This window comes from Caballeronia sp. SL2Y3, assembly GCF_022879575.1.
Lineage (GTDB): Bacteria > Pseudomonadota > Gammaproteobacteria > Burkholderiales > Burkholderiaceae > Caballeronia.
Map to the genome: position 1 here is coordinate 867489 of NZ_CP084260.1, position 24446 is coordinate 891934.

General features: G+C 65.1%; 17 protein-coding genes. 9 read left to right on the forward strand and 8 right to left on the reverse strand.

Going from position 1 to position 24446, the window contains the following annotated elements; translation table 11 throughout:
• Positions 1-2: 2 nt before the first annotated feature.
• Together LDZ26_RS04125 and LDZ26_RS04130 are read right to left on the reverse strand one after the other, a co-directional pair.
• Complete coding sequence (locus LDZ26_RS04125; protein WP_244848285.1) at positions 3-4667, reverse strand: DNA translocase FtsK; 4665 nt, start codon at positions 4665-4667, stop codon at positions 3-5.
• A 209-nt stretch (positions 4668-4876) separates the two neighbouring features.
• The gene (locus tag LDZ26_RS04130) at positions 4877-5437 is read right to left on the reverse strand and encodes an META domain-containing protein (RefSeq protein WP_370650642.1); all 561 of its coding nucleotides are present in this window, start codon (positions 5435-5437) and stop codon (positions 4877-4879) included.
• 282 nt (positions 5438-5719) lie between these two features.
• Between LDZ26_RS04130 and purT the strand changes: the two genes are divergently transcribed.
• From purT to LDZ26_RS04150, 4 genes are all read left to right on the forward strand, one after another.
• Positions 5720-6967 carry a formate-dependent phosphoribosylglycinamide formyltransferase gene (purT, locus tag LDZ26_RS04135; protein WP_370650643.1) on the forward strand — a complete coding sequence of 416 codons (1248 nt, stop codon included), beginning with the start codon at positions 5720-5722 and terminating at the stop codon, positions 6965-6967.
• A gap of 31 nt (positions 6968-6998) precedes the next feature.
• Positions 6999-7169: a DUF6726 family protein gene (locus LDZ26_RS04140; RefSeq protein ID WP_244848287.1), complete on the forward strand. Its 171-nt coding sequence runs from the start codon at positions 6999-7001 to the stop codon at positions 7167-7169.
• A gap of 37 nt (positions 7170-7206) precedes the next feature.
• On the forward strand, positions 7207-7572 hold the full coding sequence (locus tag LDZ26_RS04145) for an MliC family protein (RefSeq protein WP_244848288.1): 366 nt from the start codon (positions 7207-7209) through the stop codon (positions 7570-7572).
• 437 nt (positions 7573-8009) lie between these two features.
• Positions 8010-9491: a DEAD/DEAH box helicase gene (locus LDZ26_RS04150; RefSeq protein ID WP_244848289.1), complete on the forward strand. Its 1482-nt coding sequence runs from the start codon at positions 8010-8012 to the stop codon at positions 9489-9491.
• A gap of 53 nt (positions 9492-9544) precedes the next feature.
• Here LDZ26_RS04150 and gluQRS read toward each other — a convergent pair whose 3' ends face one another.
• Together gluQRS and LDZ26_RS04160 are read right to left on the reverse strand one after the other, a co-directional pair.
• Positions 9545-10417 carry a tRNA glutamyl-Q(34) synthetase GluQRS gene (gluQRS, locus tag LDZ26_RS04155; RefSeq protein ID WP_244848290.1) on the reverse strand — a complete coding sequence of 291 codons (873 nt, stop codon included), beginning with the start codon at positions 10415-10417 and terminating at the stop codon, positions 9545-9547.
• 10 nt (positions 10418-10427) lie between these two features.
• Positions 10428-11291, reverse strand: a complete 864-nt coding sequence (locus LDZ26_RS04160; RefSeq protein WP_244848291.1) for a sulfurtransferase — start codon at positions 11289-11291, stop codon at positions 10428-10430.
• A gap of 225 nt (positions 11292-11516) precedes the next feature.
• Between LDZ26_RS04160 and dnaE the strand changes: the two genes are divergently transcribed.
• Positions 11517-15032 (forward strand): DNA polymerase III subunit alpha, encoded by a 3516-nt coding sequence (gene dnaE / locus LDZ26_RS04165; protein WP_244848292.1) that lies wholly within the window; start codon positions 11517-11519, stop codon positions 15030-15032.
• Complete coding sequence (locus tag LDZ26_RS04170) at positions 15032-16087, forward strand: glycosyltransferase family 4 protein (protein ID WP_244848293.1); 1056 nt, start codon at positions 15032-15034, stop codon at positions 16085-16087. Before dnaE ends, LDZ26_RS04170 begins: the two co-directional genes overlap by 1 nt.
• On the opposite strand, the gene LDZ26_RS04175 is transcribed toward LDZ26_RS04170, so the two are convergent.
• On the reverse strand, positions 16080-16841 hold the full coding sequence (locus tag LDZ26_RS04175) for a glycosyltransferase family 2 protein (RefSeq protein ID WP_244848294.1): 762 nt from the start codon (positions 16839-16841) through the stop codon (positions 16080-16082). The two genes, LDZ26_RS04170 and LDZ26_RS04175, sit on opposite strands and share 8 nt — an antisense overlap.
• 49 nt (positions 16842-16890) lie before the next feature.
• Positions 16891-17886, reverse strand: coding sequence for a glycosyltransferase (locus LDZ26_RS04180; protein WP_244848295.1), 996 nt, complete (start codon positions 17884-17886; stop codon positions 16891-16893).
• Between the two features lie 154 nt (positions 17887-18040).
• Here LDZ26_RS04180 and LDZ26_RS04185 point away from each other — a divergent pair, with 154 nt between their 5' ends.
• The 3 genes from LDZ26_RS04185 to waaC all read left to right on the forward strand — a co-directional run bounded on the left by LDZ26_RS04185 (position 18041) and on the right by waaC (position 22334).
• Positions 18041-19330, forward strand: coding sequence for an O-antigen ligase (locus LDZ26_RS04185; protein ID WP_244848296.1), 1290 nt, complete (start codon positions 18041-18043; stop codon positions 19328-19330).
• 153 nt (positions 19331-19483) lie between these two features.
• Positions 19484-21208, forward strand: a complete 1725-nt coding sequence (gene msbA / locus LDZ26_RS04190) for a lipid A export permease/ATP-binding protein MsbA (protein ID WP_244848297.1) — start codon at positions 19484-19486, stop codon at positions 21206-21208.
• 64 nt (positions 21209-21272) lie between these two features.
• Positions 21273-22334 (forward strand): lipopolysaccharide heptosyltransferase I, encoded by a 1062-nt coding sequence (gene waaC / locus LDZ26_RS04195; RefSeq protein WP_244848298.1) that lies wholly within the window; start codon positions 21273-21275, stop codon positions 22332-22334.
• Here the strand turns inward: waaC and rng are convergent.
• Together rng and LDZ26_RS04205 are read right to left on the reverse strand one after the other, a co-directional pair.
• Entirely contained in the window at positions 22261-23730 is a 1470-nt protein-coding gene (rng, locus tag LDZ26_RS04200; protein ID WP_206467875.1) for a ribonuclease G, read from the reverse strand. The genes waaC and rng overlap by 74 nt on opposite strands.
• A gap of 7 nt (positions 23731-23737) precedes the next feature.
• Complete coding sequence (locus LDZ26_RS04205) at positions 23738-24364, reverse strand: nucleoside triphosphate pyrophosphatase (RefSeq protein WP_244848299.1); 627 nt, start codon at positions 24362-24364, stop codon at positions 23738-23740.
• Positions 24365-24446 lie beyond the last annotated feature (82 nt).

Genomic DNA, 24446 nt, shown 5'->3' on the forward strand with positions numbered 1-24446 from the left:
GCTCAGTCGGCCGGACCGGGCGGCGCGAGCACTTCGCGGTTGCCGTTGCTGCCCATCGGCGAGACGAGCCCGGCCGATTCCATCTGCTCGACAAGACGCGCGGCGCGGTTATAGCCGATGCGCAACTGCCGTTGCACCGACGAAATCGACGCGCGCCGCGTGCGCACGACGAACGCGACGGCTTCGTCGTAGAGCGGATCGGCTTCGGCATCGGGCGCTTCGCCGAAGAGATCCTGCGAGCCGCCTTCCGGCGTCGGACCGGAGAGGATGCCTTCTTCGTACTCCGGCTCGCCGAACTGCTTCAGATATTCGACCACGCGATGCACTTCGTCGTCCGCGACGAACGCGCCGTGCACGCGCTGCGGATAGCCGGTGCCGGGCGGCAGGAACAGCATGTCGCCCGCGCCGAGCAGCGATTCGGCGCCCATCTGATCGAGAATCGTGCGCGAATCGATCTTCGAGGACACCTGAAACGCCACGCGCGTCGGAATGTTCGCCTTGATGAGCCCGGTGATGACATCTACCGACGGCCGCTGCGTGGCGAGGATCAGGTGGATGCCGGCGGCGCGCGCCTTCTGCGCGAGCCGCGCGATCAACTGCTCGATCTGCTTGCCCGCAACCATCATCAGATCCGCGAGTTCGTCGATCACGACGACGATCAGCGGCAGCGTCGAAAGCGGCTCGGGCGCGTCGGGCGTCAACGAGAACGGGTTCGTGAGCTTCTTGCCCGCGGCTTCGGTGTTGCGCACCTTCTGGTTGAAGCCTTGCAGGTTGCGCACGCCCACGGCCGACATCAGCCGATAACGCTTCTCCATTTCGCCGACGCACCAGTTGAGCGCGTTCGACGCGAGCTTCATGTCCGTCACGACCGGCGCGAGCAGATGCGGAATGCCCTCGTAGACGGACAATTCGAGCATCTTCGGGTCGATCATGATGAGGCGCACGTCCTCGGGCTTCGCCTTGAAGAGCAGCGAAAGGATCATCGCGTTGATGGCGACGGACTTGCCCGAGCCGGTCGTGCCCGCGACGAGCATGTGCGGCGCTTTCGCGAGATCGGTCACGACCGGATTGCCGACGATGTCCTTGCCCATCGCGATGGTCAGGTTCGACTTCGACGCGCGATACACGTCGTCTTCGAGAATCTCGGAGAGGCGGATCATCTGCCGCCGGGCGTTCGGCAATTCCAGGCCCATGCAGGTCTTGCCGGGAATCGTTTCGACGACGCGAATCGACGTGAGCCCGAGCCCGCGCGACAGATCCTTCATCAGCCCGACGATCTGGCTGCCGCGCACGCCGAGCGCCGGTTCCACTTCGAAGCGCGTGATGACCGGACCCGCCGACGCGCCGACGACCGTCACCGGCACCTTGAACTCCTGCAGGCGCTGTTCGATCAGTTGGCCCGTATCGGCGAGGCGTTCCTCGGACACGGGCTCGACTTCGTCGGAGGCGGGTTCGAGCAGATCGAGCGTCGGCAACTCGACGGCCGACGCCTGCGGCGCGTGGAATTCGAACTCGGTCGGCGCGAAGCCGCGCAGCGGCTGACGCGGCTCGGGAGCGGCGGCGGGGCGCGTTTCGTCGATGCTTGCGCGCGTGGATGGGGCGTCGAATGCGGGCGGCGCGGACAACACGCGCAACGTCTGCGGCTCCTGATCGAGCCAGGGCGGTGCTTCGTCGAACGACGGCTGCGGCTCGCCAGGCCCGGACAGCGCGCGGGGCAGCGGCGGCGGCAGAATGGGCGCCGAATCGAACGGATAGTCCGGTCGGTCCGGCACAGTGTCCGGTTCGATGGGCGATGCTTCGCGCTTTTCTAGCCGTGGCGTGTTCGCAGGCGTGGGCCGGTCGTCTCGCGAGACGTCGATGCTGGGAGAGGGCGCGAGATCCTGTGGGCTTGCGTGTCGCACGGCGGCCGAGTCCATGCCCAAACGCGTCGGCTCGTCCGCCAGCGGTTCGCGCATCATCCATGAGGGCGCGTGCGGCTCGCGTTCGGCATCGGAGCGTGCTTCAAGCGTGGCCGGTGCGTCAGCGACGATGTGCGCCGGCAATGATGCCGCCGGTTCCATGCTTGGCGCGTCGGCGGACGGTTCTGCGCCACGCCCGACCGTGGTCGCCGTGGACGCTTTCCATGACGGCGCATGCGGCTCACGTTCGGCATCGGAGCTTGCTTGGAGGGTCGCCGGTGCGTCAGGGACGATGTGCGCCGGCGATGTTGCCGCCGGTTCCATGCCTGGCGCGTCGGCGGGTGGTTCTGCGCGATGCCCGACCGCGGTCGCCGTGGACACTCTCCATGACGGCGCGTGCGGCTCACGTTCGGCATCGGAGCTTGTTTGGAGAGTGGCCGGTGCGTCGGGGACGATGTGCGCCGGCGATGTTGCCGCCGGTTCCGTGCTTGGCGCGTCGGCGGGTGGTTCTGCGCCATGCCCGACCGCGGTCGCCGTGGACGCTTTCCATGACGGCGCGTGCGGCTCACGTTCGGCATCGGAGCGTGCTTCGAGCGTGGCCGGTGCATCAGGGACGATGTGCGCCGCCGATGTTGCCGCCGGTTCCATGCTTGGCGCGTCGGCGGGTAGTGCTGCACCACGCCCGACCGCGGTCGCCGTGAACACTTCCGCGAGAGGCGTCGGCGACGGCGATGCCGTCAAAGTCGCCGGCTCGGTCGACGCGCCTTGCGCTTCCACAGCGCTCGCAAACGCGTGGACGACTTGGTGCGATACGGGCGCGTGCGCCAACGCCGTAGCGGCAGTCGCTGGCTGTAGCGCAACAGCCGGAGCCTCGTCAACCCGCGATGCTTTGCCGTCAGTCAGGCGTCGGCTAGTCTCGGCTGTCTCCGAAGCGGCGCGCGCGTCGACTGCTGATTGCGGAACGGATGCGGGCGTTTCCGCGATGCCGGGCGTTTCTTCGCCAACGTCCGAGGTTGCCATCGGCGCTTCATGCGTGCCGATGGGTTCGCTCGACGGCTCATCGGGGATCGGCGACGGCATCGAAGGCGTCGTTGCGCTCAGTTCGCGCTGGACGCGTGCACCGGCGTCCAGCATTGCCGGCGACACTTCGACCTCGCTCGCGGGCTCGCGCTGCGGCGTTCGGAATGCGGTTGATTGCAATTCATCGGCTTGTGGCGCAACGGGCGCTTCCGCACTCGCTTTACCTTGAACGGACAAGCTGGACAAGGCGGCTTCTCCGATCGGTGCAGCCGTGGCGCGCGTGTCAGACGAAGAATCCGGCGAAGCGCGCAGCCCGAACGGCGCACGATCGCCCGAAACGCCGTCCCCCAACGCGTTCGCGGCCACCGCGCGCTCCGGAACCAGCGACGCAGCATCGGTCGGCGGCGACGCCTGCGCCTCGTGATGACGCGCGAGACTCGCTCCTGCGAGCGACGTCCAGAGCGCCGCTTTTTCCTCGATGGAACGCAGCGTCGCCTGAATGGCGTCGGGCGCGGGCGGCGGCACAGGCGGCGAAGGCGGACGCGAGAACGCGGGCGGCGCGAAAGCCGACGAGCGTCCATCGCCTGTCATCTCCGTCGGCAGGGGGCGCCTTACCGGGCCACGCGATACCTGAGTCGATGTCGCCGCGGACGCCGGAACCGGGTTGCGCGCCGGCACGCCGTTCCTCGGCGCGGGAGCCGGGCCGCTCGCAAGCCCGGCGGCGCGTGCCGGCGTCGTCTGCGTGGGCTGCGTGGACATCGGCCGCTGCGGCGCCCTGGCCGACGCAGAAGAAGAACCCGTGGAAAAAGCTGCGGAACGCGTCGAAGCCGCCGCGCCGGTCTCGTTGTTGCGGCCAGGCGAGCCCGACGGCAAATTGGCGCGCGAAGCCGTCGAGCCGAGCGCCGCCGCTGCCGTCGACAGGGAATTGAGCCATCCGTCAGGCGCGACCGGCTCGACGAACGTGGACACCGGCGTGCCGGCGCGCTCGAACGCGGGGCGGCGCGAATACGCCTCCGCCGTCGCCGCGATGCTCGCCGCCGATGTCTCCGCGCCCTTCACGACGCGCCCGGCCGTCGCTGGCGGACGCCACGGCGTCGGCCGCTGATAACGTCCGCTGCGTTGCCCGGTGGGCATGCCGAGCGTCGGCTCGTCGGGCGAAGTGCGAGAGGCCATGGCATCGAAACGCTCGCCGCCGATGCCTCGCAACGGCGCATCCGCAGTCGTCGTCTCACGCGTGCGGCGCTCGCGCCAACGCATGCCGGTGGGCTGCTCGCTTGCCGGCGCGCTACGCTTCGACCTCGACTTGGCACGCTCGGGCTCGCGAGCGCGCGACTCGCGGTCGGACGGCTCGCGCGGCGTCAGCCAGCTTTGCGGAAGGCCGAAGCCGAATGCTTCGTCGGCCCAGGCGAGCACCGAACGCCAGCTGAATTCGAGGAGCCACGGCAAACTGATTGCAAGCACCGCAGCCGCGATGGCGATGGCCCCCGGCGCATGCGCGAGGCCGGCGAGCGCCCCCGCGAGCGCGCGGCCAGCGCGATTGACGTTCTGCTGTGCTTCGAGTGCGCCGGCGAGCGCGCCTTCCAGCGCTGCGCTCGACAGCAGAACGGTGAAAAAGCCGAGCCACAGGCGGATCGTGCCGGGACCGCGCAGCCCCGCGCCGCCCGGAAGCACCGATTTGACGACGCGCCAGAAGAGAGCGAGAAACCAGACGACTGATGCACCGAACCAGCCGAGAACTACCGTGTGCATGCTAAGGATCGAACCAAGGTTGGATGAGACGGATGGGAGACGGCTGCCCGGTCGCGTAGTCGGCGCAATGTGCGTGTGTCGCGCACGGGCCGGGCGTATCGACTGTGCAGTTTAACGGTTGCGGGCTAAACCGGACGCGCATGGCGCAAGCGCGCAACAGTCAGCAACACTTAGCCTGTCATGTGCCGCGCGCGCGAAGCGGCGGCGAGTCATTCAACGCGCTGCGCGAACGTCAGCACGCCGCCGTTGTCGAGCGTCAACTGAAGCGACTGCGGCGGATTCATCTGCACGCCGCTCTTTGCGACATGCGAGAGCGCGTCCAGATAAGGTTGCTCCGCCGCGCCGCCGACGCTCGTTGGACACGCCATGCGCGTGCCGGCGAGCGCGCCGAAACTCAGCTTGCCGTCCTTGAGGACGTACGGGCCGGTGTAGCGATTGCAGCCCGAAAAGCCGCTCGCCCGGCGACGGCCGCTCTCCGTGGAAAGATCGAGCGTGATCGGCTGACCGCCCGCGGCGCGAGTCGGCACGGCGCGCGGCTGGCCGTTCGCCTCGGTCCAGCTCGTGAGTTCCCAATGCGTGTCGTCGAGCAATTGTGTCGCGGCGGGGTTATAAGGATCGGTGGGCGGCGCGCTCGCGTCCGAGTGCTTCGGCATGGCGCAGCCGCTCACGAGGCTTGCCATTAAAACAGCGACGCCAGCGCACGGCGCAAGGATTGCCAGCGGACGCGGCATCGAGCGTGGAGATAAAGCGCGGCGAAAATGCGAAGACATCGAAAATCCCAGGACTGGCGAAAGCCGTAAGGGTACCGCACGCGTCGTATCGTTTGTCCAGCATTCAGATGCAACAAATGGATTTGTCGCGCAGCGGACCATCGACGCGCGCGGGAATTCCCGGCGCGGACGCGAGTCCATATGCGTTGTCAATAGGCCGAATGGCATAGCAGTCGGCGGCTGCGCTGCGTGTTAACATCGCCGCCGAATCGTGACAATCGGCGTTCGAGTTATCGAAGAGACTCATTGCCGACGCACAACCGAAACGCTTCCGGAGCACGCATGCAGACCGACTCAGCCGACAAGAACGCACCGCACGATATCGCCATGCGCATCGGCACGCCGCTTTCTCCGAGCGCCACGCGCGTCATGCTTCTCGGCGCGGGCGAACTGGGCAAGGAAGTGATCATCGCGCTACAGCGCCTCGGCGTCGAAGTCATCGCGGTCGATCGTTATGCGAACGCGCCGGGGCATCAGGTCGCGCACCGCGCGCATGTCATCGACATGACCGATCCCGCCGCGCTGCGCGCGCTCGTGGAACGCGAGAAGCCGCATCTGATCGTGCCCGAGATCGAGGCGATCGCCACGGACGCGCTCGCGGACATCGAGGCGTCGGGCAGCGCGACCGTCATTCCGACCGCGCGGGCCACGCAGCTCACGATGAACCGCGAAGGCATTCGCCGGCTGGCCGCCGAAACGCTCGGCTTGCCGACTTCGCCGTATGCGTTCGCGCAATCGCTCGACGAGATGAAAGCCGCGATCGCGACCATCGGCTTTCCGTGCGTCGTGAAGCCGGTCATGTCGTCGTCGGGCAAAGGGCAGTCGGTGCTGCGCAGCGAGGCCGACGTGGAGCCGGCGTGGCAGTACGCAATGGCCGGCGGGCGCGTCAATCACGGCCGCGTGATCGTGGAGGGCTTCATCGACTTCGAATACGAGATCACGCAGCTCACCGTGCGCGCGGCGGACCCGGCGAGCGGCGAAACGCGGACTTACTTCTGCGAGCCGATCGGGCACGTTCAGGTGGCGGGCGATTACGTGGAATCCTGGCAGCCGCAGCCGATGAGCGCGGCGGCGCTGAACAAAGCCCGCGAGGTCGCCGAAAAGGTGACGACGGCGCTCGGCGGGCGCGGCCTCTTTGGCGTGGAACTGTTCGTGCGCGGTGACGACGTGTGGTTCTCCGAGGTGAGCCCACGTCCGCACGACACCGGGCTCGTCACGCTCGCGACGCAGCGTTTCTCCGAATTCGAGCTGCATGCTCGCGCGATTCTCGGGCTTCCCGTAGACCCGTCGTTGAGCACGCCGGGCGCGTCGGCGGTCATTTACGGCGGTCTGGACGAAGCGGGCATCGCCTTCGAAGGCGTGCGCGACGCGCTCTCCGTGCCGGGCGCGGACTTGCGGCTCTTCGGCAAGCCGGAGAGTTTCGTGAAGCGGCGCATGGGCGTCGCGGTGGCAACCGGCGTCGATACGGACGAGGCGCGCGAGCGCGCAAAGCTCGCGGCATCGAAGGTGCGTCCGGTTTCCACCAAGTGACGGCAGCCGTGCGACAGACAGGAGCATTCCAGTGAAACGCTTTTTTCTCGCCGCGCTCGTCGCGGCATGCGTCGGGCTGTCGGGCTGCGGCCTTGCCGCCGCTCCGTGCCGGATCGCATCCGCAGGCCTGAAGATCGTGCCGGTCGTCGGTCACGTCGCGGCCGCGCCCACCGATGCGTGCGCCGACGTGATCGATCCCTGACCGGCGTGCGGTCTTCTCAACACCGAAAAACAGGACGATGAACAAGTTCCTCGCACTCTCGATCGCCTTGCCGACGGCGCTGGCCGTGCAATCGGCGCAGGCCATGCCGCTGACGGTTCCGCAGATCCAGACGGCATCGACGCAATCCACGCATTACGACTGCCGCGACGGCAAGAGCGTCACCGTGCAGTACACGACCACGCGCAATCGCCAGAGCTTCGCGGCGTTGACCGTCGACGGGCGCAAGCTCCTGTTCGTGAACGTGGTCGCCGGTTCGGGCGCGAAATACGCCGCCGATCAATATGTCTGGTGGACCAAGGGCCCGCAGGCCAACCTGTACGACGAGATGGCCGCCAAGGATTCCCCGCCGCTGCTTGCGGACTGTCAGGCGCGCACGAAGTAGCCGGATGCGAGCGCGCGGCCCCGGCCGCGTGCGTCCGAACGCTTCGAGAGGCGGTGCTACAATGTGCGGCTTTCCCGCAGTAAGAGGGCGGCGGTCGCCAGCGGACCTTCCCAGCGCCCGAGCAACCGCTGCGCAGCGGGCCGTACGCGCGGCATCAGCGCCCGGTGTCGCTAAAGCGTCATCGAAGCCGTGTTCCATTCGGGTGTGCGTCGAAGGAAGGTGCGAAACAAGTCTCGCCGCCGATGCCCGATGTCCGGCAGCCTGTCCAGTCGCGCGCCAAGGCACGCAACATGCGCACGACAAGCGTGCACCCCTAACAGATGCGTCGCGGGTCGTTCCGCGCCATCGAAACTTACGCGTGAAACGTCGAGTCGGATTCAACGATCGTTCACGCGCGCCGCATACGCGGTTTTATAGCGAAAGCCACCATAGTCACCATGTCTGATTCCGTCGCCCCGAACACGTCCACCGAAGAAGCCACGGCCGCACCGACGTTCGACCAGTTCGGCTTGTCCCCCGAGATCCTCAAGGCGGTGCGCGAGTCGGGCTACACGACGCCCACGCCGATCCAGGCGCAAGCCATTCCCGTCGTGCTCTCGGGCCGCGACGTGATGGGCGCGGCTCAAACCGGCACCGGCAAGACGGCGAGCTTCTCTCTGCCGATCATCCAGCGCCTGCTGCCGAACGCCAACACCAGCGCGTCGCCTGCGCGGCATCCGGTGCGCGCGCTCATGCTCACGCCGACGCGCGAACTCGCTGATCAGGTCGCGGCGAACGTGCAGACGTATTCGAAGCACACGCCGCTGCGCAGCACGGTCGTCTTCGGCGGCGTCGACATGAACCCGCAGTCGGAGGCACTGCGCCGCGGCGTCGAGATTCTCATCGCGACGCCGGGCCGCCTGCTCGACCACGTGCAGCAAAAGACGCTCAACCTGGGCCAGGTGCAGATGCTCGTGCTGGACGAAGCCGACCGCATGCTGGACATGGGCTTTCTGCCCGACCTGCAACGCATCCTGAATCTGCTGCCGAAGGAACGTCAGACGCTGCTTTTTTCGGCCACGTTTTCGCCGGAAATCAAGAAGCTGGCGGCGACGTACCTGCGTAATCCGCAGACCATCGAAGTCGCGCGCAGCAATTCGACGGCGACCAACGTGCGCCAGATCGTCTACGAGGTCCACGAGAGCGACAAGTCGGGCGCGGTCGCCCAGATCATTCGCGAGCGCGGACTGAAGCAGGTGATCGTGTTCTGCAACAGCAAGATCGGCGCGAGCCGGCTCGCGCGCGTGCTGGAGCGCGACGGCATCGTGGCGACCGCGATTCACGGCGACCGTTCGCAGAGCGAGCGCATGCAGGCGCTCGACGCGTTCAAGCGCGGCGAGATCGAGGCGCTCGTGGCCACGGACGTCGCGGCGCGCGGTCTCGACATTGCCGAACTGCCGGCGGTCATCAACTTCGACCTGCCGTTCAACGCGGAAGATTACGTGCACCGCATCGGCCGGACGGGGCGCGCGGGCGCTTCGGGCGACGCGCTGTCGCTGTGCAGCCCGAACGAGCGCAAGCAGTTGGCCGACATCGAAAAGCTGATCAAGCGCCCGCTGGAAGTCGAGACGCTGCAGGTTGCCACGCCCATGCGGCGCGACGCATCCCGCCGCGACGAGCGGCCGGCGCGCGGCGAGCGCACCGAGCATCGGCATGGCGCGCGGGAAGAGTCGGGTTCGCGCCGCCGCACGTCGAGCGCATACGACCGGCCGCGCGGGCGTCAGCAGCCGGTGGACGAATTCTTCCTGAAGCCGTATGAACCGTCGCCCTCGGCGATGAAGCGTCAAGAGGAAAGCGTTGAGCCCGAGCGCAAGAGCGTCTCGAAGCAGCCGCTGGCGGCGCTCCTGGGCGGACTCGGCATGCCGCGCAAGACGTCCTGAGTTTTGCACGCGTCCATCGGAACGGCAGCCCTTCGCGGCTGCCGTTTTTCGTTTTACGGCACGAATCGCTTCGCCCAGTCGGCGATGGCCCGAGCGTAGAACGCATCCAGCGAGCACGCCGCCGAGGCATCGATTCCGAGATGCCGCGCTGCCTGTGTGAGCGCGTCGAGCGGAGCGGTGGTGTCGAGCGGCGTCGCGCCGGTCTGCTTGCTGAGTTTCTCGCCGATGTCATTGTTGACGACCGGCACGTGCAGATAGGCAGGCGTCGGCATGCCGAGACAGCGCTGGAGATAGATTTGCCGGGCGGTCGAATCGAGCAGATCCGCGCCGCGCACGATGTGCGTGATGCCCGCGTCGGCGTCATCGACGACGACTGCCAGTTGATAAGCCCACAAGCCGTCCGCGCGCTTCAGGGCGAAATCGCCGACTTCGGTGGCGAGATCTTGCGACTGCGGCCCTTGCCAGCGATCAACGAATGTGACGCGCGCCGCGTCGCCGTCCGGCACGCGCAGCCGCCACGCGCGCGCCGGGCGGCCGTTCAGCCCGCTGCGGCACGTGCCGGGATACGCGAGCGTCGCGTGACGCGCGTGCGCATGCACGAGGGAATCGGCGATCTCGCGCCGCGTGCATCCGCAAGGATAGACGAGGCCGTCGCCTTGCAGCTGAGCGAAGGCGCGAGAGTACGCGTCGTCGCGCCGGCTCTGCCAGACGGGCGGCTCGTCGGAATGCATGCCGAAGCGGGCGAGCGTCGCAAGGATGTCGTCGGCGGCGCCGGGGACCGTGCGCGGCGAATCGACGTCCTCGATGCGCACGATCCACGTTCCGCCGTGCGCGCGGGCATCCAGAAAACTCGCGAGCGCGCTGACGAGCGATCCCGCGTGCAGCGGGCCTGTCGGCGAAGGCGCGAAGCGGCCGCGATAGATCATGTACCGAGGCTTAAGCCGCCTGGCCGACTTTCGCGTCCGGGTGACACGCGGGGCACGTCTCGCCCGGCTTGTAATACGGCGATTTCTGGTCTTCGACGCTCACCACCGCGCGGCAGCCGAAGCACTGCGCGGTCGCCGTCGGCTGGAGGTTCGGATCGAGCGCGGTGCGGTAGTCGAACACGAAGCAGTCGCCGGTGTAATGCGCGCCGCCCACTTGCTCGAAGTATTTCAGAATGCCGCCTTCGAGCTGATAAACATGCTCGATGCCGACTTCCTTCATGTGAATCGCAGCTTTCTCGCAGCGAATCCCGCCGGTGCAGAACGACACCACGGTCTTGCCTTCGAGGTCCGCGCGGTTCTGCTCGATCACCTCGGGGAACTCGCTGAACTTCGTGATGCGATAGTCGAGCGCGTTCTCGAACGTGCCGACGTCCACTTCGAACGCATTGCGCGTGTCGAGCATCACGACGGGGCGGCCGGCGTCGTCGTGACCGCGGTCGAGCCAGGCCTTGAGCGTGGGCGCATCCACGGACGGCGCGCGGCCCAGTTCCGGCTTGATCGCGGGCTTTTTCATCGTGATGATTTCGCGCTTGAGCCTCACCAGCATGCGGCGAAACGGCTGCGTCTCCGAGAAGCTCTCCTTGAACTGCAGATCGGCGAAACGGCCGCCGAAGAGGGCGTCCGTCCGAATGTAGTCGATGAACTCGCGCACTCGCGCGACCGGCCCCGCGATAAACAGATTGATGCCCTCCGGCGCAAGCAGGATCGTGCCCTTGAGGCCGAGCGCATTGCAGCGTTCGGTGACGAGCGGCCGCCACGCGGCGCCGTCCTCGATGGTGACGAATTTGTAGGCGGAGAGATTCAGTATGCTCATGATCGGATACGGGTGAAACATGTCGAAACGGGACCAGGCGCGGCACGCGTGCGTCGCGCGAAACCGCTATTATCCCGCAAACGGCGGGCGCGTCCGGCGCGGCGCGCGGCCCCGCTCGGCGATTCGCGGCGCGTGCCCGATTTCGAGAGCGGCGGGCGCCTTATCCGTTCGGCCAACGCGGCCCTCCCGGGCAATTTCGCGACAGCCCGCATGTACAATATCGGCATGTCAGATCCCCGCTTCGTTCATCTCCGCGTCCACTCCGAATTCTCGATTGCCGACGGCATCGTGCGGCTGGACGACGTTGTCAAATCGGCCGCCGAAGACGGTCAGGGCGCGCTCGCGCTGACCGATCTCGCCAATGCTTTCGGCCTCGTGCGCTTCTACAAGGAAGCGCGCGGCAAGGGCGTGAAACCCATTGCGGGCTGCGACGTCTGGATCACGAATCCCGCCGATCGCGACAAGCCTTCGCGCCTGTTGCTGCTCGTGCGCGACAAGACCGGCTATCTGAATCTGTGCGAACTGCTGAGCCGCGCGTGGCTCACGAATCAGTATCGCGGCCGCGCGGAGGTGATGGTCGAATGGCTCGAAGAAGGGCTCGCTAAAGGGCTGCTGGCGCTCTCGGGCGCGCAGACCGGCGACATCGGCATGGCGTTCGCGGCGGGCAACACCGCGAGCGCGGAGCGCCACGCCGAGCGCTGGGCGAAGCTCTTTCCGAACGCGTTTTACATCGAACTGCAGCGCGCCGGTCAGCCGGGCGAGCAGGCGTACATTCTGGAGGCCGTCGCGCTCGCCGCGAAGCTGCGCCTGCCGGTGGTCGCCACGCATCCGCTGCAGTTCATGACCCCGGACGACTACACCGCGCACGAAGCGCGCGTGTGCATTTCCGAGGGCGACATTCTCGCCAATCCGCGCCGCCAGAAGCGTTTCACGACCGAGCAGTACTTCCGCACGCAGGACGAGATGTGCGCGCTTTTCGCGGACATTCCGTCGGCGCTCGCGAATACGGTCGAAATCGCCAAGCGCTGCAATCTCACGCTCGAACTCGGCAAGCCGAAGCTGCCGCTTTTCCCGACACCCGACGGCATGTCGCTCGACGACTACCTCGTGCAGTTGTCGAAGGAAGGCCTCGAAGTGCGGCTCGCGCAGCTTTACCCGGACGAGGCCGAGCGCGACGCGCAACGCGACACGTACTACAAGCGGCTCGACTTCGAGTGCGGGACCATCATCAAGATGGGCTTTCCAGGCTACTTCCTGATCGTCGCCGACTTCATCATGTGGGCGAAGAACAATGGCGTGCCGGTCGGCCCGGGGCGCGGCTCGGGCGCGGGTTCGCTCGTCGCGTATGCGCTCGGCATCACGGATCTCGATCCGCTGCGCTACAACCTGCTCTTCGAACGCTTCCTGAATCCGGAACGCGTGTCGATGCCCGACTTCGACATCGACTTCTGTCAGGAAGGGCGCGACCGCGTCATCCAGTACGTGAAGGGCAAGTACGGCGCGGACGCCGTCTCGCAGATCGCCACCTTCGGCACCATGGCGGCGAAGGCGGCGGTGCGCGACATCGGCCGCGTGCTCGATCTCGGCTACATGTTCACGGACGGCATCGCGAAGCTCATTCCGTTCAAGCCGGGCAAGCACGTGACCATCGCAGACGCGATGAAGGAAGAGCCGGCGCTTCAGGAGCGTTTCGACTCCGAAGACGAAGTGCATCAGTTGCTGGAGCTCGCGCAGCGCGTCGAGGGCTTGACGCGAAATGTGGGCATGCACGCGGGCGGCGTGCTGATCGCGCCCGGCAAGCTCACCGATTTTTGCCCGCTCTATACGCAGGGTGAAGACGGCGGCGTCGTCAGCCAGTACGACAAGGACGACGTGGAAGCCGTTGGCCTCGTGAAGTTCGACTTCCTGGGCCTGACCACGCTCACGATTCTCGACTGGGCCGAACGGTATATCCGCCGGCTCGATCCGAGCAAGCGCGACTGGAGCCTCGCGCAAGTGCCGCTGGACGATCCGGCTTCGTTCACCATCCTCAAGAAGGCGAACACCGTCGCCGTGTTCCAGCTGGAAAGCCGCGGCATGCAGGGCATGCTGAAGGACGCGCAGCCGGACCGCTTCGAGGACATCATCGCGCTGGTGGCGCTGTATCGCCCCGGCCCGATGGACCTGATTCCGAGCTTCTGCGCGCGCAAGCACGGGCGCGAAATCGTCGAGTATCCGGACCCGCGCGTCGAACCTGTCCTGAAAGAGACCTACGGCATCATGGTCTATCAGGAGCAGGTGATGCAGATGGCGCAGATCATCGGCGGCTACTCGCTCGGCGGCGCGGACTTGCTGCGTCGCGCGATGGGCAAGAAAAAGCCCGAGGAAATGGCGAAGCACCGCGAGATTTTCGCGGAAGGCGCGGCCAAGAACGGCCTCACGCGCGAGAAGTCCGACGAGATTTTCGACTTGATGGAGAAGTTCGCGGGCTACGGCTTCAACAAGTCGCACGCGGCGGCGTATGCGCTGCTCGCGTACTACACGGCGTGGCTCAAGGCGCATCATCCGGCGGAATTCATGGCGGCCAACATGTCGCTCGCCATGGACGACACCGACAAGGTGAAGATCCTCTTCGAGGATTGCATCGCCAACGGCATGACGGTGCTGCCGCCGGACATCAATCAGTCGGCGTATCGCTTCGAACCGGTCGCGGAGGCGGACGGCAAGCGTTCGAAGACCATTCGCTACGGACTGGGCGCGGTGAAGGGTAGCGGCCAGAACGCCATCGAAGAGGTCCTGCGGGCGCGCGAAGACGGCGCATTCACCGACCTCTTCGATTTCTGCGAGCGCATCGACCGGCGCGTCGTGAACCGGCGCACGGTCGAGGCGCTGATTCGTGCCGGCGCGTTCGACGCGGTGCACGCGAATCGCGCGCAACTGCTCGCTTCGGTGCCGCTCGCGATGGAGGCCGCCGAACAGGCCGCCGCGAACGCCATGCAGGCGGGCCTCTTCGACATGGGCGACGCGCCGCTGCAGAAGCACGAACTCGTCGACGAGCCCGCGTGGTCGGACAAGAAGCGTCTGCAGGAAGAAAAGACGGCGCTCGGCTTCTATCTGTCGGGGCATCTTTTCGACGCCTACAAGGGCGAAGTGCGCCGCTTCGTGCGCCAGAAGATCGGCGAGCTGAAGGAAGGCCGCGACAAGCTCGTCGCGGGCGTGATTTCGTCGATGCGCACACAGATGACCCAGCGCGGCAAGATGCTGATCGTCAATCTGGACGACGGCACCGGCCAGTGCGAAGTGACCGTGTTCAACGAGCAGTTCGAAGCGAACAAGGCGCTTTTCAAGGAAGACGAACTGCTGGTGGTGCAGGGGCAGGCGCGCAACGACGCATTCACGGGCGGCATCCGCTTCACCGTCGATACGGCGATGGATCTCGAACGCGCGCGTAGCCGCTACGCGCAAGCCGTGAAGGTCGAGATGAACGGGAACGCCGACGCATTGCGGCTGCGTCGCGTGCTCGAAGCGCATGCGGCAGGCGAACAGGCCGCGCCGCCGCCGATGCCGGTCAGAGACAATGGCCGTCAGCGTCAGAGCGCCGCGCCGATTCCCAATGGACTCAACGTCAGCATCGTCTATCGCAGCGAGCACGCCGAAGGCGAAGTGCGTTTAGGCGACGCGTGGCGCGTCAAGCCGACCGACGATCTCATCAGCGCGCTGCGCGGGGAGTTCGCGGGGAGTGAGATCGAGATTGTTTATTGATGCGCATCGGCATATCGGCGAATGCGCTGAAGCATTCCGGCGGCCTTGAACGTTACGCGATGGACCTCGTGCGCGGCTTCGCGCAAGCGGGTTTCGTCGCGCCGAACAAGCCCGTATTCTTCGCGCGCAAGATCGATTCTTCGCTGCCCGAATACGCGATGGTGGAGGCGCATCGCATCAACGTGTCCTTTTTGCCGGGCAAGTGGCGCGATGGGTTTTTCTCCAGGGCGTTGCAGCGCGAGCGCAGGCGCGCCAACGTCGATGTGCTGATTGGGTGCAATCGCGTGAGAGGTTCGGAGATTGCGATCTGCGGGGGCACGCATATCGGCTTTCTGCGCGCGACGGGACGGCGCGAGAAGCGTTCGGACAGGCGGCAAACTGCGCTGGAACGGAACCAGTACGCGACGGCTTCAGTGATCGTCGCGCATTCGGAGATGATGCGCGAGGAGCTCCGCACGCTCTACGACATTGCCGACGACAAGATTCGCGTGCTGTACCCGCCCGTGGATGGCGCGCGTTTCTCGCCCGTCGATGCCACCGAGCGCGAGCGTCTGCGCGAGCAGTTCGGGTTTGCGCGCGACGAAACCGTGCTGCTGTTTCCGTCGAGCAGTCACGAGCGCAAGGGTCTGCCGCTCATCGAAATGGCGCTCGCAGGCATGAATGTAACGGTCGCCGTGGCGGGACGCGCGCCGCAAGCCGCGGCGTCGAACGTGCGCTATCTCGGCTACGTGAAGAACATCGAGGACGCGTATCGCGCGGCGGACTTTACCATTCTTGCGTCCAGCTACGAACCGTTCGGCCTTGTCGGCATCGAATCGGTGATGTGCGGCACGCCGGTGATCTTTCCCGCGAGCATCGGCTGTGTGGATGCCATCGAAGAGAGCGCCAAACATGTATTTCTGCCGGGCGACGCCGACGATCTGCGTCGTGTGGCGAGCGCGGCCATTGCATCACGGCGCGAGCGCGTGTCCGGGACGGCCGTGCGGTACGACGCGAGCGTTGCGGCGCACGTCGATGCGCTGCTCGCGCTTGCGCAGGGCATTCGCGCTACCTAGTCTTGTTGAGGTGCGCGAGCTTGAGAAAGCGGTAATAGACGGTCTGCGCGTTGAACAGCGCGATCATGAAGCCGGTCTTGCCGTCGAGAAAGCCCCGCCTTAACACGTAAGTGCGAAGGAACGCCCATGCGCCGCGCGACACCGCCACGCCGAAACTGCCGCGCTTGCCTGCCGCATGGCGCTGCTGCGCGCCGGCGGTCGAATAAGCGTCCAGCTTGCGCAATACCGCTTCGAAGTCCTCGTACGAGTAATGCATGAGCTTGCCGCTCAGACGCGTGACGGGTGTGTCCGTCGACAGGATAAGGCGCTCGTGTACCAGATCCCCTGAAAACCGCGCCGTGCCGCGCCTGAACAAACGCGGAATCCAGTCCGGATACCAGCCGCTGTGATGCACCCACACGCCGCAGAAACTCGACAAGCGGTCGATTGCGTACACATCGGCGTGCGGAGCGCCAATCGCCGACTGGATGGACGCCGCGAGTTCCGGCGAAACGATTTCATCCGCGTCGATCGACATGATCCAGTCCGTGGTCAGGGCATCGACGGCGCGGTTCTTCTGTGGACCGAAGCCCGGCCAGTCGTGCGCCTCGATCACGCGCGCGCCGTTCGCCCGCGCGATGTCCACCGTGGCGTCCGTGCTGCCGCCGTCGACGATGACGATCTGATCCGCGAATGACACGGATTGCAGGCACTGCGCGAGCCGCGCGGCGGCGTTGTAGGTGATGATGGCGATGCCGAGGGTAGGCACGTTCAACGTTTCCTTCGAATCGACGAAAAGAGCCGGGCGGCCATGACGCATCCTGTCAACGGCGCAGATGCCATTTCACGAAGAAGAACGGCGCGAGCAACCACGGCCAGGTCGCATACACGAACATGCGAATGCGAAAGCCGGGGCTCACGTCCTTCGATCTTGACATCAACGAGAGGCGGCGCATGGCCGAAGGTTCGTCGAACAGGGCGCTGACGTACCGCTCACGGGCAGATTTGCCGGCAAGCAGCGCGCGCATTCGTTCGCCGACGCCGACTTTATCGGCATCACGTTGCAGTTGGCGCGTTTCGCCGGAGCCATTCAGATTGGCCAGCTTGATGCGCGCAACGTAATCGGAGGGCGTGCGCCATGTGCGCTTGCTCGATAGCCCTCCGCGCCGATAGAGCACCAGCGGTTCGTGCAGCGTATATGCGCCACGGCTCATGATGGCGCGGAACGCCATGATCTGATCTTCGCCGTAAATGCCGGGCGCAATCGGCCCAAAGGCTTCGAACAGTCGCCGCGTCCATGCATGCGCCGCTCCCACCAGATGAGGGCGATTGGCCGACCACGCTTCGAAGCTGCGGTAAGCGTCCAGATCGGTCACGCGCAGCACGCCGTGCGCCTCGCCGTTCGCGTCGAGGTCCTGCAGATCGGTGGCGATCAGGTCCCAGCGCTTGCCGCTGTCGAGCCATACTCGCATCACGCGCTCGACGCGCTCGGGCTTCGATATGTCGTCGCCGGCGGCGATGAACAGCATCTCACCGGACGCGCGCGCGGCAAGCGCGCTCAGATGCGCGCTGATGCCGAGATTTACCTCATTCCGAAAGAGCCGTACAGTGTGCGGACCTCGATAAGCGTTCACGCAGCGCTGCGCAATCGCAAATGTGGCGTCCGGAGAGGCATCGTCCGAGATCAGGATTTCGAGCGGCGACCATGTTTGTTCCAGGGCGCCTCGTATTGCATCGGCGACAGTGTCTTCTTGGCGGAATGTGATGAGCAGCAGGCTCGCGAGCGGCGCGGTCGGCGTAGATTGGGATGTTGCAGACATTTATCGATCAAGACACATCGGCCGTTCTAAGGAGCCTTGCTGATGCAGGTCTCTCTCGCCTTCGTTGACGAGTACGCCATGGGGCAGCCGTATAATACCGGAGTTCTGGGACACGCGGCCGGACCGGCCTGCCGCACCCCTTCAGGTTCGAAGATTGGAAAAGACAATTCGCTATCTTATTGCCAGCATGGTCCTGCTGGCGCCCGCAAGCACGTTGGTCGTGAGAGGCGGAACGGGGTACTGTTTCTTTGTCCTGGTCGCGATCGCAGTCTTCGCCGGTTTGTCCAAGCCGTTCAGGCTCAGCCCCGGTTTGCTGATTTCAGCTTACCCGTTGTATACCGCGGGCATGCTGTGCTTCATGGTCTATTTGCCCCTGCAGCAGGCACTCGAAGGATATTATCTGCCGCGCGAGTTCGACGGTCTATCGCGCTTTGCGCTGTCATTGCCGATCTTTCTTCTGCTCGTCAACGTGCCGATCGGATATCTGAAGGCGCTTGGTTGGGGTTGCACGCTAGGCGCGTTCGGTGCGGGCGTCTGGGCAGCCGATAGCGCGATCCACATGACGGTGACTGAACTCAACCGTCTCGGCAACGATTTCACGAATCCTATCCCGTATGGCAACACGGCCTTGCTTCTCGGCTTCCTGTCAGTGATGACGATTCGCTGGGACGACTACCGCAATGCCTGGATGCGGCGCCTCGGCATCGGGCTCAAACTGTTAGGATTCGCGGCGGGACTCTATGCGTCGTACCTTTCGGGCACGCGCGGCGGGTGGCTCGCCATCCCGCTTTTCTTGGTTCTTTGTTCGTTCAACTTCGGGTGGGTGAAACGGTGGCAAGACGGGTTGGCGGCGGCCGGTGCCGTCGTCCTGGCGATGGCGCTTCTTCTTGCATCGCCCATCGGACGCGAGCGCGTCATGGCGACGGAGTCGGATCTTGCGCAACTGACCCACGATGCCGCGCCGAGTACATCGCTCGGTGCTCGCTTGCAGCTATGGCGGGCGTCAATCCAAATGTTCGAAGAGCATCCGTTGCTGGGCGTGGGAAAGGGTCACTTGAAAAGCCATCTGCAGAGCATGGCGGACGCCGGCGTAATATCGCCGCTCGTCGTCAACCAGCGTGCGCACAGTGAATTTTTCTCGACGGTTGCCGAACTCGGCGCCGTCGGAGTCGTCTGTCTTGCGTTGCTGTATTTGGGGCCGCTCGTGTACTTCTTGCGATACCGTCGTTCGCCGCACCGCGATGTTTCGACTGCCGCGTATTGCGGAATCGCGGTGTCGGGGTCGGTTATCATCTTCGGCTTGAGCATCGACGTGCTTACGGTGGTGATGAGTACCGCCCTTATCGCGCTTATGTGGGCTGTGCTGCTTGCGGTTATAGCGCGTGACACTTGTCTGCGGCAAAGCTCGACCATCGAGTCGAGAGCCGATAGCCGAAATCGCTGATTGCCCGCATCAGGCTCGAGCGATTCACCTAGACGTAATATTAGAGATTGGGTCACGCGACAGCGGACCGGCGCGGGGCGAAGTGGAGAAACTTTCTTGAACAAACCGGCATCACTCCGCAAGCCCATCGGCGGCACGGAAGCTTCATCGCCGATGGCCGTCATGAAGCGGCTCTGGCCGTACATTCGCCCGCTGATGGGCATGGTCATTCTCGGCATCGCGACGATGGGCATCGTCGCCGCGACCGAGGCCGGCATTCCGATGCTGCTCAAGCCGCTGCTCGACCACGGCTTCGGTACAAAGGGCAGCGATCACGCGAAGTGGCTCGTGCCTGCAGCCGTCATCGGTCTCGCGCTCGTGCGCGGGGCGGCGCAGTACGCATCCGGCTATTTCCTGTCGTACGTGTCGAACAAAATCTTGCTGCAACTGCGGCTCGAGATGTTCCAGCGCATGATCCACACGAGTGCAGGCTTCTTCCAGCGCGAGACGGCGAGCACGGTCATCAACGCGATCGTCTTCGAGGTCAATCAGATTCTATCGGTGCTGTCGAGCGTGGTCGTGACGCTCGTGCGCGATTCGCTCACGGTTGTGTTCCTGCTTGGCTATCTGTTCATCCTCAACTGGCGCCTCACCTTGATCGTCGCGGTCATCCTTCCGCTGATCGGCTGGCTCGTGAGCAAGATCAATCGCCGGCTGCGGCGGCTGAACCGCGAGCATCAGGCGCTCACGAACGAACTGTCGTATGTCGTCGAGGAAACCGTGGGCGGCTATAAGGTCGTGAAAGTGCACAACGGCGAGCGCTACGAGATCGACCGCTTCACGGAAATGAGCCACCGGCTGCGCGGCTATTCCATGCGCATGCAGGTATCCGGCGGCCTCGCGCAGCCGCTCACGCAGTTTCTCGCGTCGATCGCGCTTGCAGTCGTGCTCACCATCGCGGTCGTGCAATCGGCCAACGATCAGACCACGGTCGGCGGTTTCGTGGCGTTCGTCACGTCGATGCTGCTGGTCATTTCGCCGCTCAAGCATCTGATCGACATCAATCAGCCGATGCAGCGCGGCATGACCGCGGCCGAACTGATCTTCGGCCTGATCGACGAACCTCCGGAGCCAAGCGGCGGCGGGCGTCGTCTGGAACGCGCGCGCGGCGAAGTGGAGTTCCGCGACGTTTCCTTCGCCTATTCCCCCGACCGGTCGACGCTCGATCATGTGTCGTTCAAGGTCGCGCCCGGCGAGATGGTTGCGCTGGCAGGGCCGTCAGGAAGCGGCAAGACCACGCTCGTCAATCTGCTGCCGAGATTCTTCGATCCGGCGAGCGGCGACGTGCTAGTGGACGGCGTTCCGCTGCGCGAATATGCGCTCTCAGACCTGCGCGCGCAAATGGCGATGGTGAGCCAGGATGTCGTGCTCTTCAACGACTCGATCGCCGCCAACGTCGCCTATGGCACGACGCCGGACCGGGAACGCGTGCTTCGCGCGCTCACTGCGGCGAACCTGGCGGACATGGTCGCGTCGATGCCTGATGGCATCGATACGCTGATTGGTGGTAACGGCATGCGTCTGTCAGGTGGCCAGCGGCAGCGGCTCGCGATTGCGCGGGCCATCTACAAGGACGCGCCGATCCTGATTCTCGACGAGGCGACATCTGCGCTCGATTCCGAATCGGAGCGGCATGTGCAATCCGCGCTAGAGGCGCTCATGAAGGGTCGAACGACGCTCGTGATTGCGCACCGGCTATCGACTATCGAACGCGCGGACCGCATCCTGGTCATGGAACGTGGCCGCATCGCCGAGCAGGGCAGTCACGCGGAATTACTGCGGCAGAACGGACTTTATGCCCATCTGCATCGCATGCAGTATCAACAAGAGGCGGCGTAGCTCTCATGTCGACTAGAAGTCTCCTCATGATCCCGACGGTTGGCGTCGGAAAGATACCTGGACGATGAAGCGAATCCTGGTCGTGAAAGTCACGTCGTTGGGCGACGTGATTCAGGCGCAGGCGGTGGTCGGCGATCTGCATCGCGCGTTTCCCGGCGTGATTGTCGACTGGGCCGTCGACGAGGCCTTTGCCGACATTCCACGCTGGAATCCGGGTGTCGAGCGTGTGCTCTGCGCGCCGCTGCGACGCTTCAAGAAGATGCGCAATCTTCGTGATCTGTCGGCCATCTGGTCTTCCATATCCGATCTTCGACGCGAGAAGTACGATCTGGTGGTGGACCTGCACGGCGTTTACAAGAGCGCCATCATCTCCTTTCTAACGCGCTCGAAGCGCCGCTTCGGCTACTCGCGGGCGAATCTGGGCGAGGCCGGTGCGGCCTTCGCGTACACGCACCGCTTCGCGCCGCGCAGAGACGACAACGCATGGGAAGGCATGCGTCGCACGCTGTCGGAAACTTTCGGATATTCAATCGAGCCGTTCCCGCCGGCTGTCCTCGCCATTCCGAAGCCGAAGGTGGCGCCCCAGGCGGCATCGGACATGCCTTTTGCGTTGCTATTTCACGCGACGTCGAAAGCGGAAAAAAAGTGGCCCGCCGCCAACTGGATCGCTGTGGGAAAGGCGCTTGTCGAGCGCGGGCTCACGCCGCTATTGCCGTGGGGAACGGATGCAGAGCGGATCGAAGCCGAAGCGATTGCCCGCGAGGTGCCGAATTCGCGCGTGCTGCCGAGGCTCACGATCGAGGAGATCGCGCAACACGTCGATCTTGCCGCACTTGTCGTCGGAACCGACACGGGTCTGGTTCACCTCGCGTCCGCACTGCGCAAGCCCACCGTGATGATCTTCAGCGCGACGTCGCGGCCGCATTTCGGGGTCAACATTCCCGGAGTTTGCTTGTCGGTCGGGGACGAAGGGAGGCCGCCTTCAGTGGAAGAAGTCCTGGCGGCCATTCGCGCAGTCGAGCCCGAGAAACAGGAAGCGGCGGGGCAGGCGCCTACATCAACACAATGTCATACTGCTCCTGACTCAAATTCGACTCCACCTGCAACGAAACCGGCTTCCCGATGAAATCCATCAGCATCGCGAGATGCTGTGACTCTTCCTCGAGAAAAAGGTCGATGACCTGCTGCGACGCCACCACGCGAAACTCGCGCGGATTGAACTGCCGCGATTCGCGCATGATTTCGCGCAGCACGTCGTAGCAGACGGTCCGCGGCGTCTTGACCTGCCCCTTGCCCTGACACGTCGGGCAAGGCTCGCACAACACATGCGCGAGCGATTCACGCGTGCGCTTGCGCGTCATCTCGACAAGCCCCAGTTGCGAGAAGCCATTCACCGTCACGCGTGTGCGATCCCGCGACAGCGCTTTCTTGAGTTCGCCCAGCACCTGATCGCGATGCTCGACGTTCTCCATGTCGATGAAGTCGATGATGATGATCCCGCCCAGGTTCCTCAAACGCAGTTGCCGCGCGATGGTATGCGCCGCTTCGAGGTTCGTCTTGAAGATGGTGTCGTCGAAATTGCGCGCGCCCACATAACCGCCCGTGTTCACGTCGATGGTCGTCATCGCCTCGGTCTGGTCGATCATCAGATAGCCGCCCGACTTCAGATCGACGCGCCGCGACAGCGCCCGCTGAATCTCCGCTTCGATGTTGTACAGGTCGAACAGCGGCCGCTCGCCGGTGTAGTGATGCACGCGCGACGCCACCGCGGGCGTGAACTCGGCCGCAAAGTCCGCGAGCATCTGGTACGTCTCGCGCGAATCGACCTGAATGCGCGTGGTCTCGTCGTTCACGAAATCGCGCAACACGCGCTGCGCGAGGTTCAGATCCTGATAGAGCAGCGTGGTCGGCGGCACGCGCTGCGCCTGCGTCACGATGGTCGCCCACGTCTTGCGCAAATAGGCGACATCGGCGGCCAGCTCCTCGCTCGACGAATCTTCCGCGATGGTGCGCACGATATAGCCGCCTTTCTCGTCGGCGGGCAGCACGGCGGTCAGGCGAGCGCGAACGGCCTCGCGTTCCGCCTCGCTCTCGATCTTCTGCGAGATGCCGATATGCGGCTCCTGCGGCAGATACACGAGGGTGCGTCCCGCGATGCTCACCTGCGTCGACAGCCGCGCGCCCTTCGTGCCGATGGGGTCCTTCACGACCTGCACCATCAGCGCCTGGCCTTCGAACACGATCTTCTCGATCGGAACATGCGCGGCGGACCCATGCGCCTCGCCCGCGATGCGCGGATGCCAGATATCGGCCACGTGAAGGAACGCGGCGCGCTCCAGACCGATATCGATGAACGCGGACTGCATGCCCGGCAACACGCGCACGACCTTGCCGAGATACACATTGCCGACGCGCCCGCGCGAAAGCGTGCGCTCGACGTGAAGCTCCTGAACGGCGCCTTGCTGAACCAGTGCGACGCGGGTTTCCTGCGGTGTGACGTTGATCAGGATTTCTTCGTTCATGGCCTGTTTAGAATGCGACGCGCGCCACGCGCAAGAGTGCTGCGGTTTCGAAAAGGGGCAGACCCATGATACCCGAATAGGACCCCTCGATTCGCTCGATGAACGCCGCCGCGCGGCCTTGAATGCCGTACGCGCCCGCCTTGCCGAGCGGCTCGCCGGTCGCGGCATAGCGTTGCAGCGCAGCACGCTCGACAGCGGCGAAGCGCACCGTCGAACGCGACAGCGCCACTTCGAGCAGCGTGCCTTCGGCATCCACGACCGCAAGCGCGGTCAGCACTTCGTGCTCGCGGCCGGCGAGGCGTTCGAGCATCGCGACCGCATCGGCTTCATGCAAAGGCTTGCCGAGAATCAGGCCGTCGATGGTCACGGTTGTATCGGCGACAAGAATCGGCGCGAGTGCATGTCCGCCGGCAAGCAAACGCGCGCGGGCTGCTTTCGCCTTCAGCGCGCAGACGCGCACGACATAGGCGTCCGCGGCCTCGCCCGGAAGCTCGGCTTCGAGGGCTTCGGCGTCTTCATCGGGGCGCGGCAGCAGCAGTTCGTATGGGACGCCCAGTTGCCGAAGCAACTCCTGACGGCGCGGGCTTTGCGAGGCGAGATAGACGAAGGAGTAAGCGGAGGAGTGAGCGGACATCGGCGAAAAGGTCTCGAAGAAGTGCGCGCGTGGTCGGACCGCACAGCAAGCCTGAACGAAGACCTGAGCGCAAAGCCCAGCG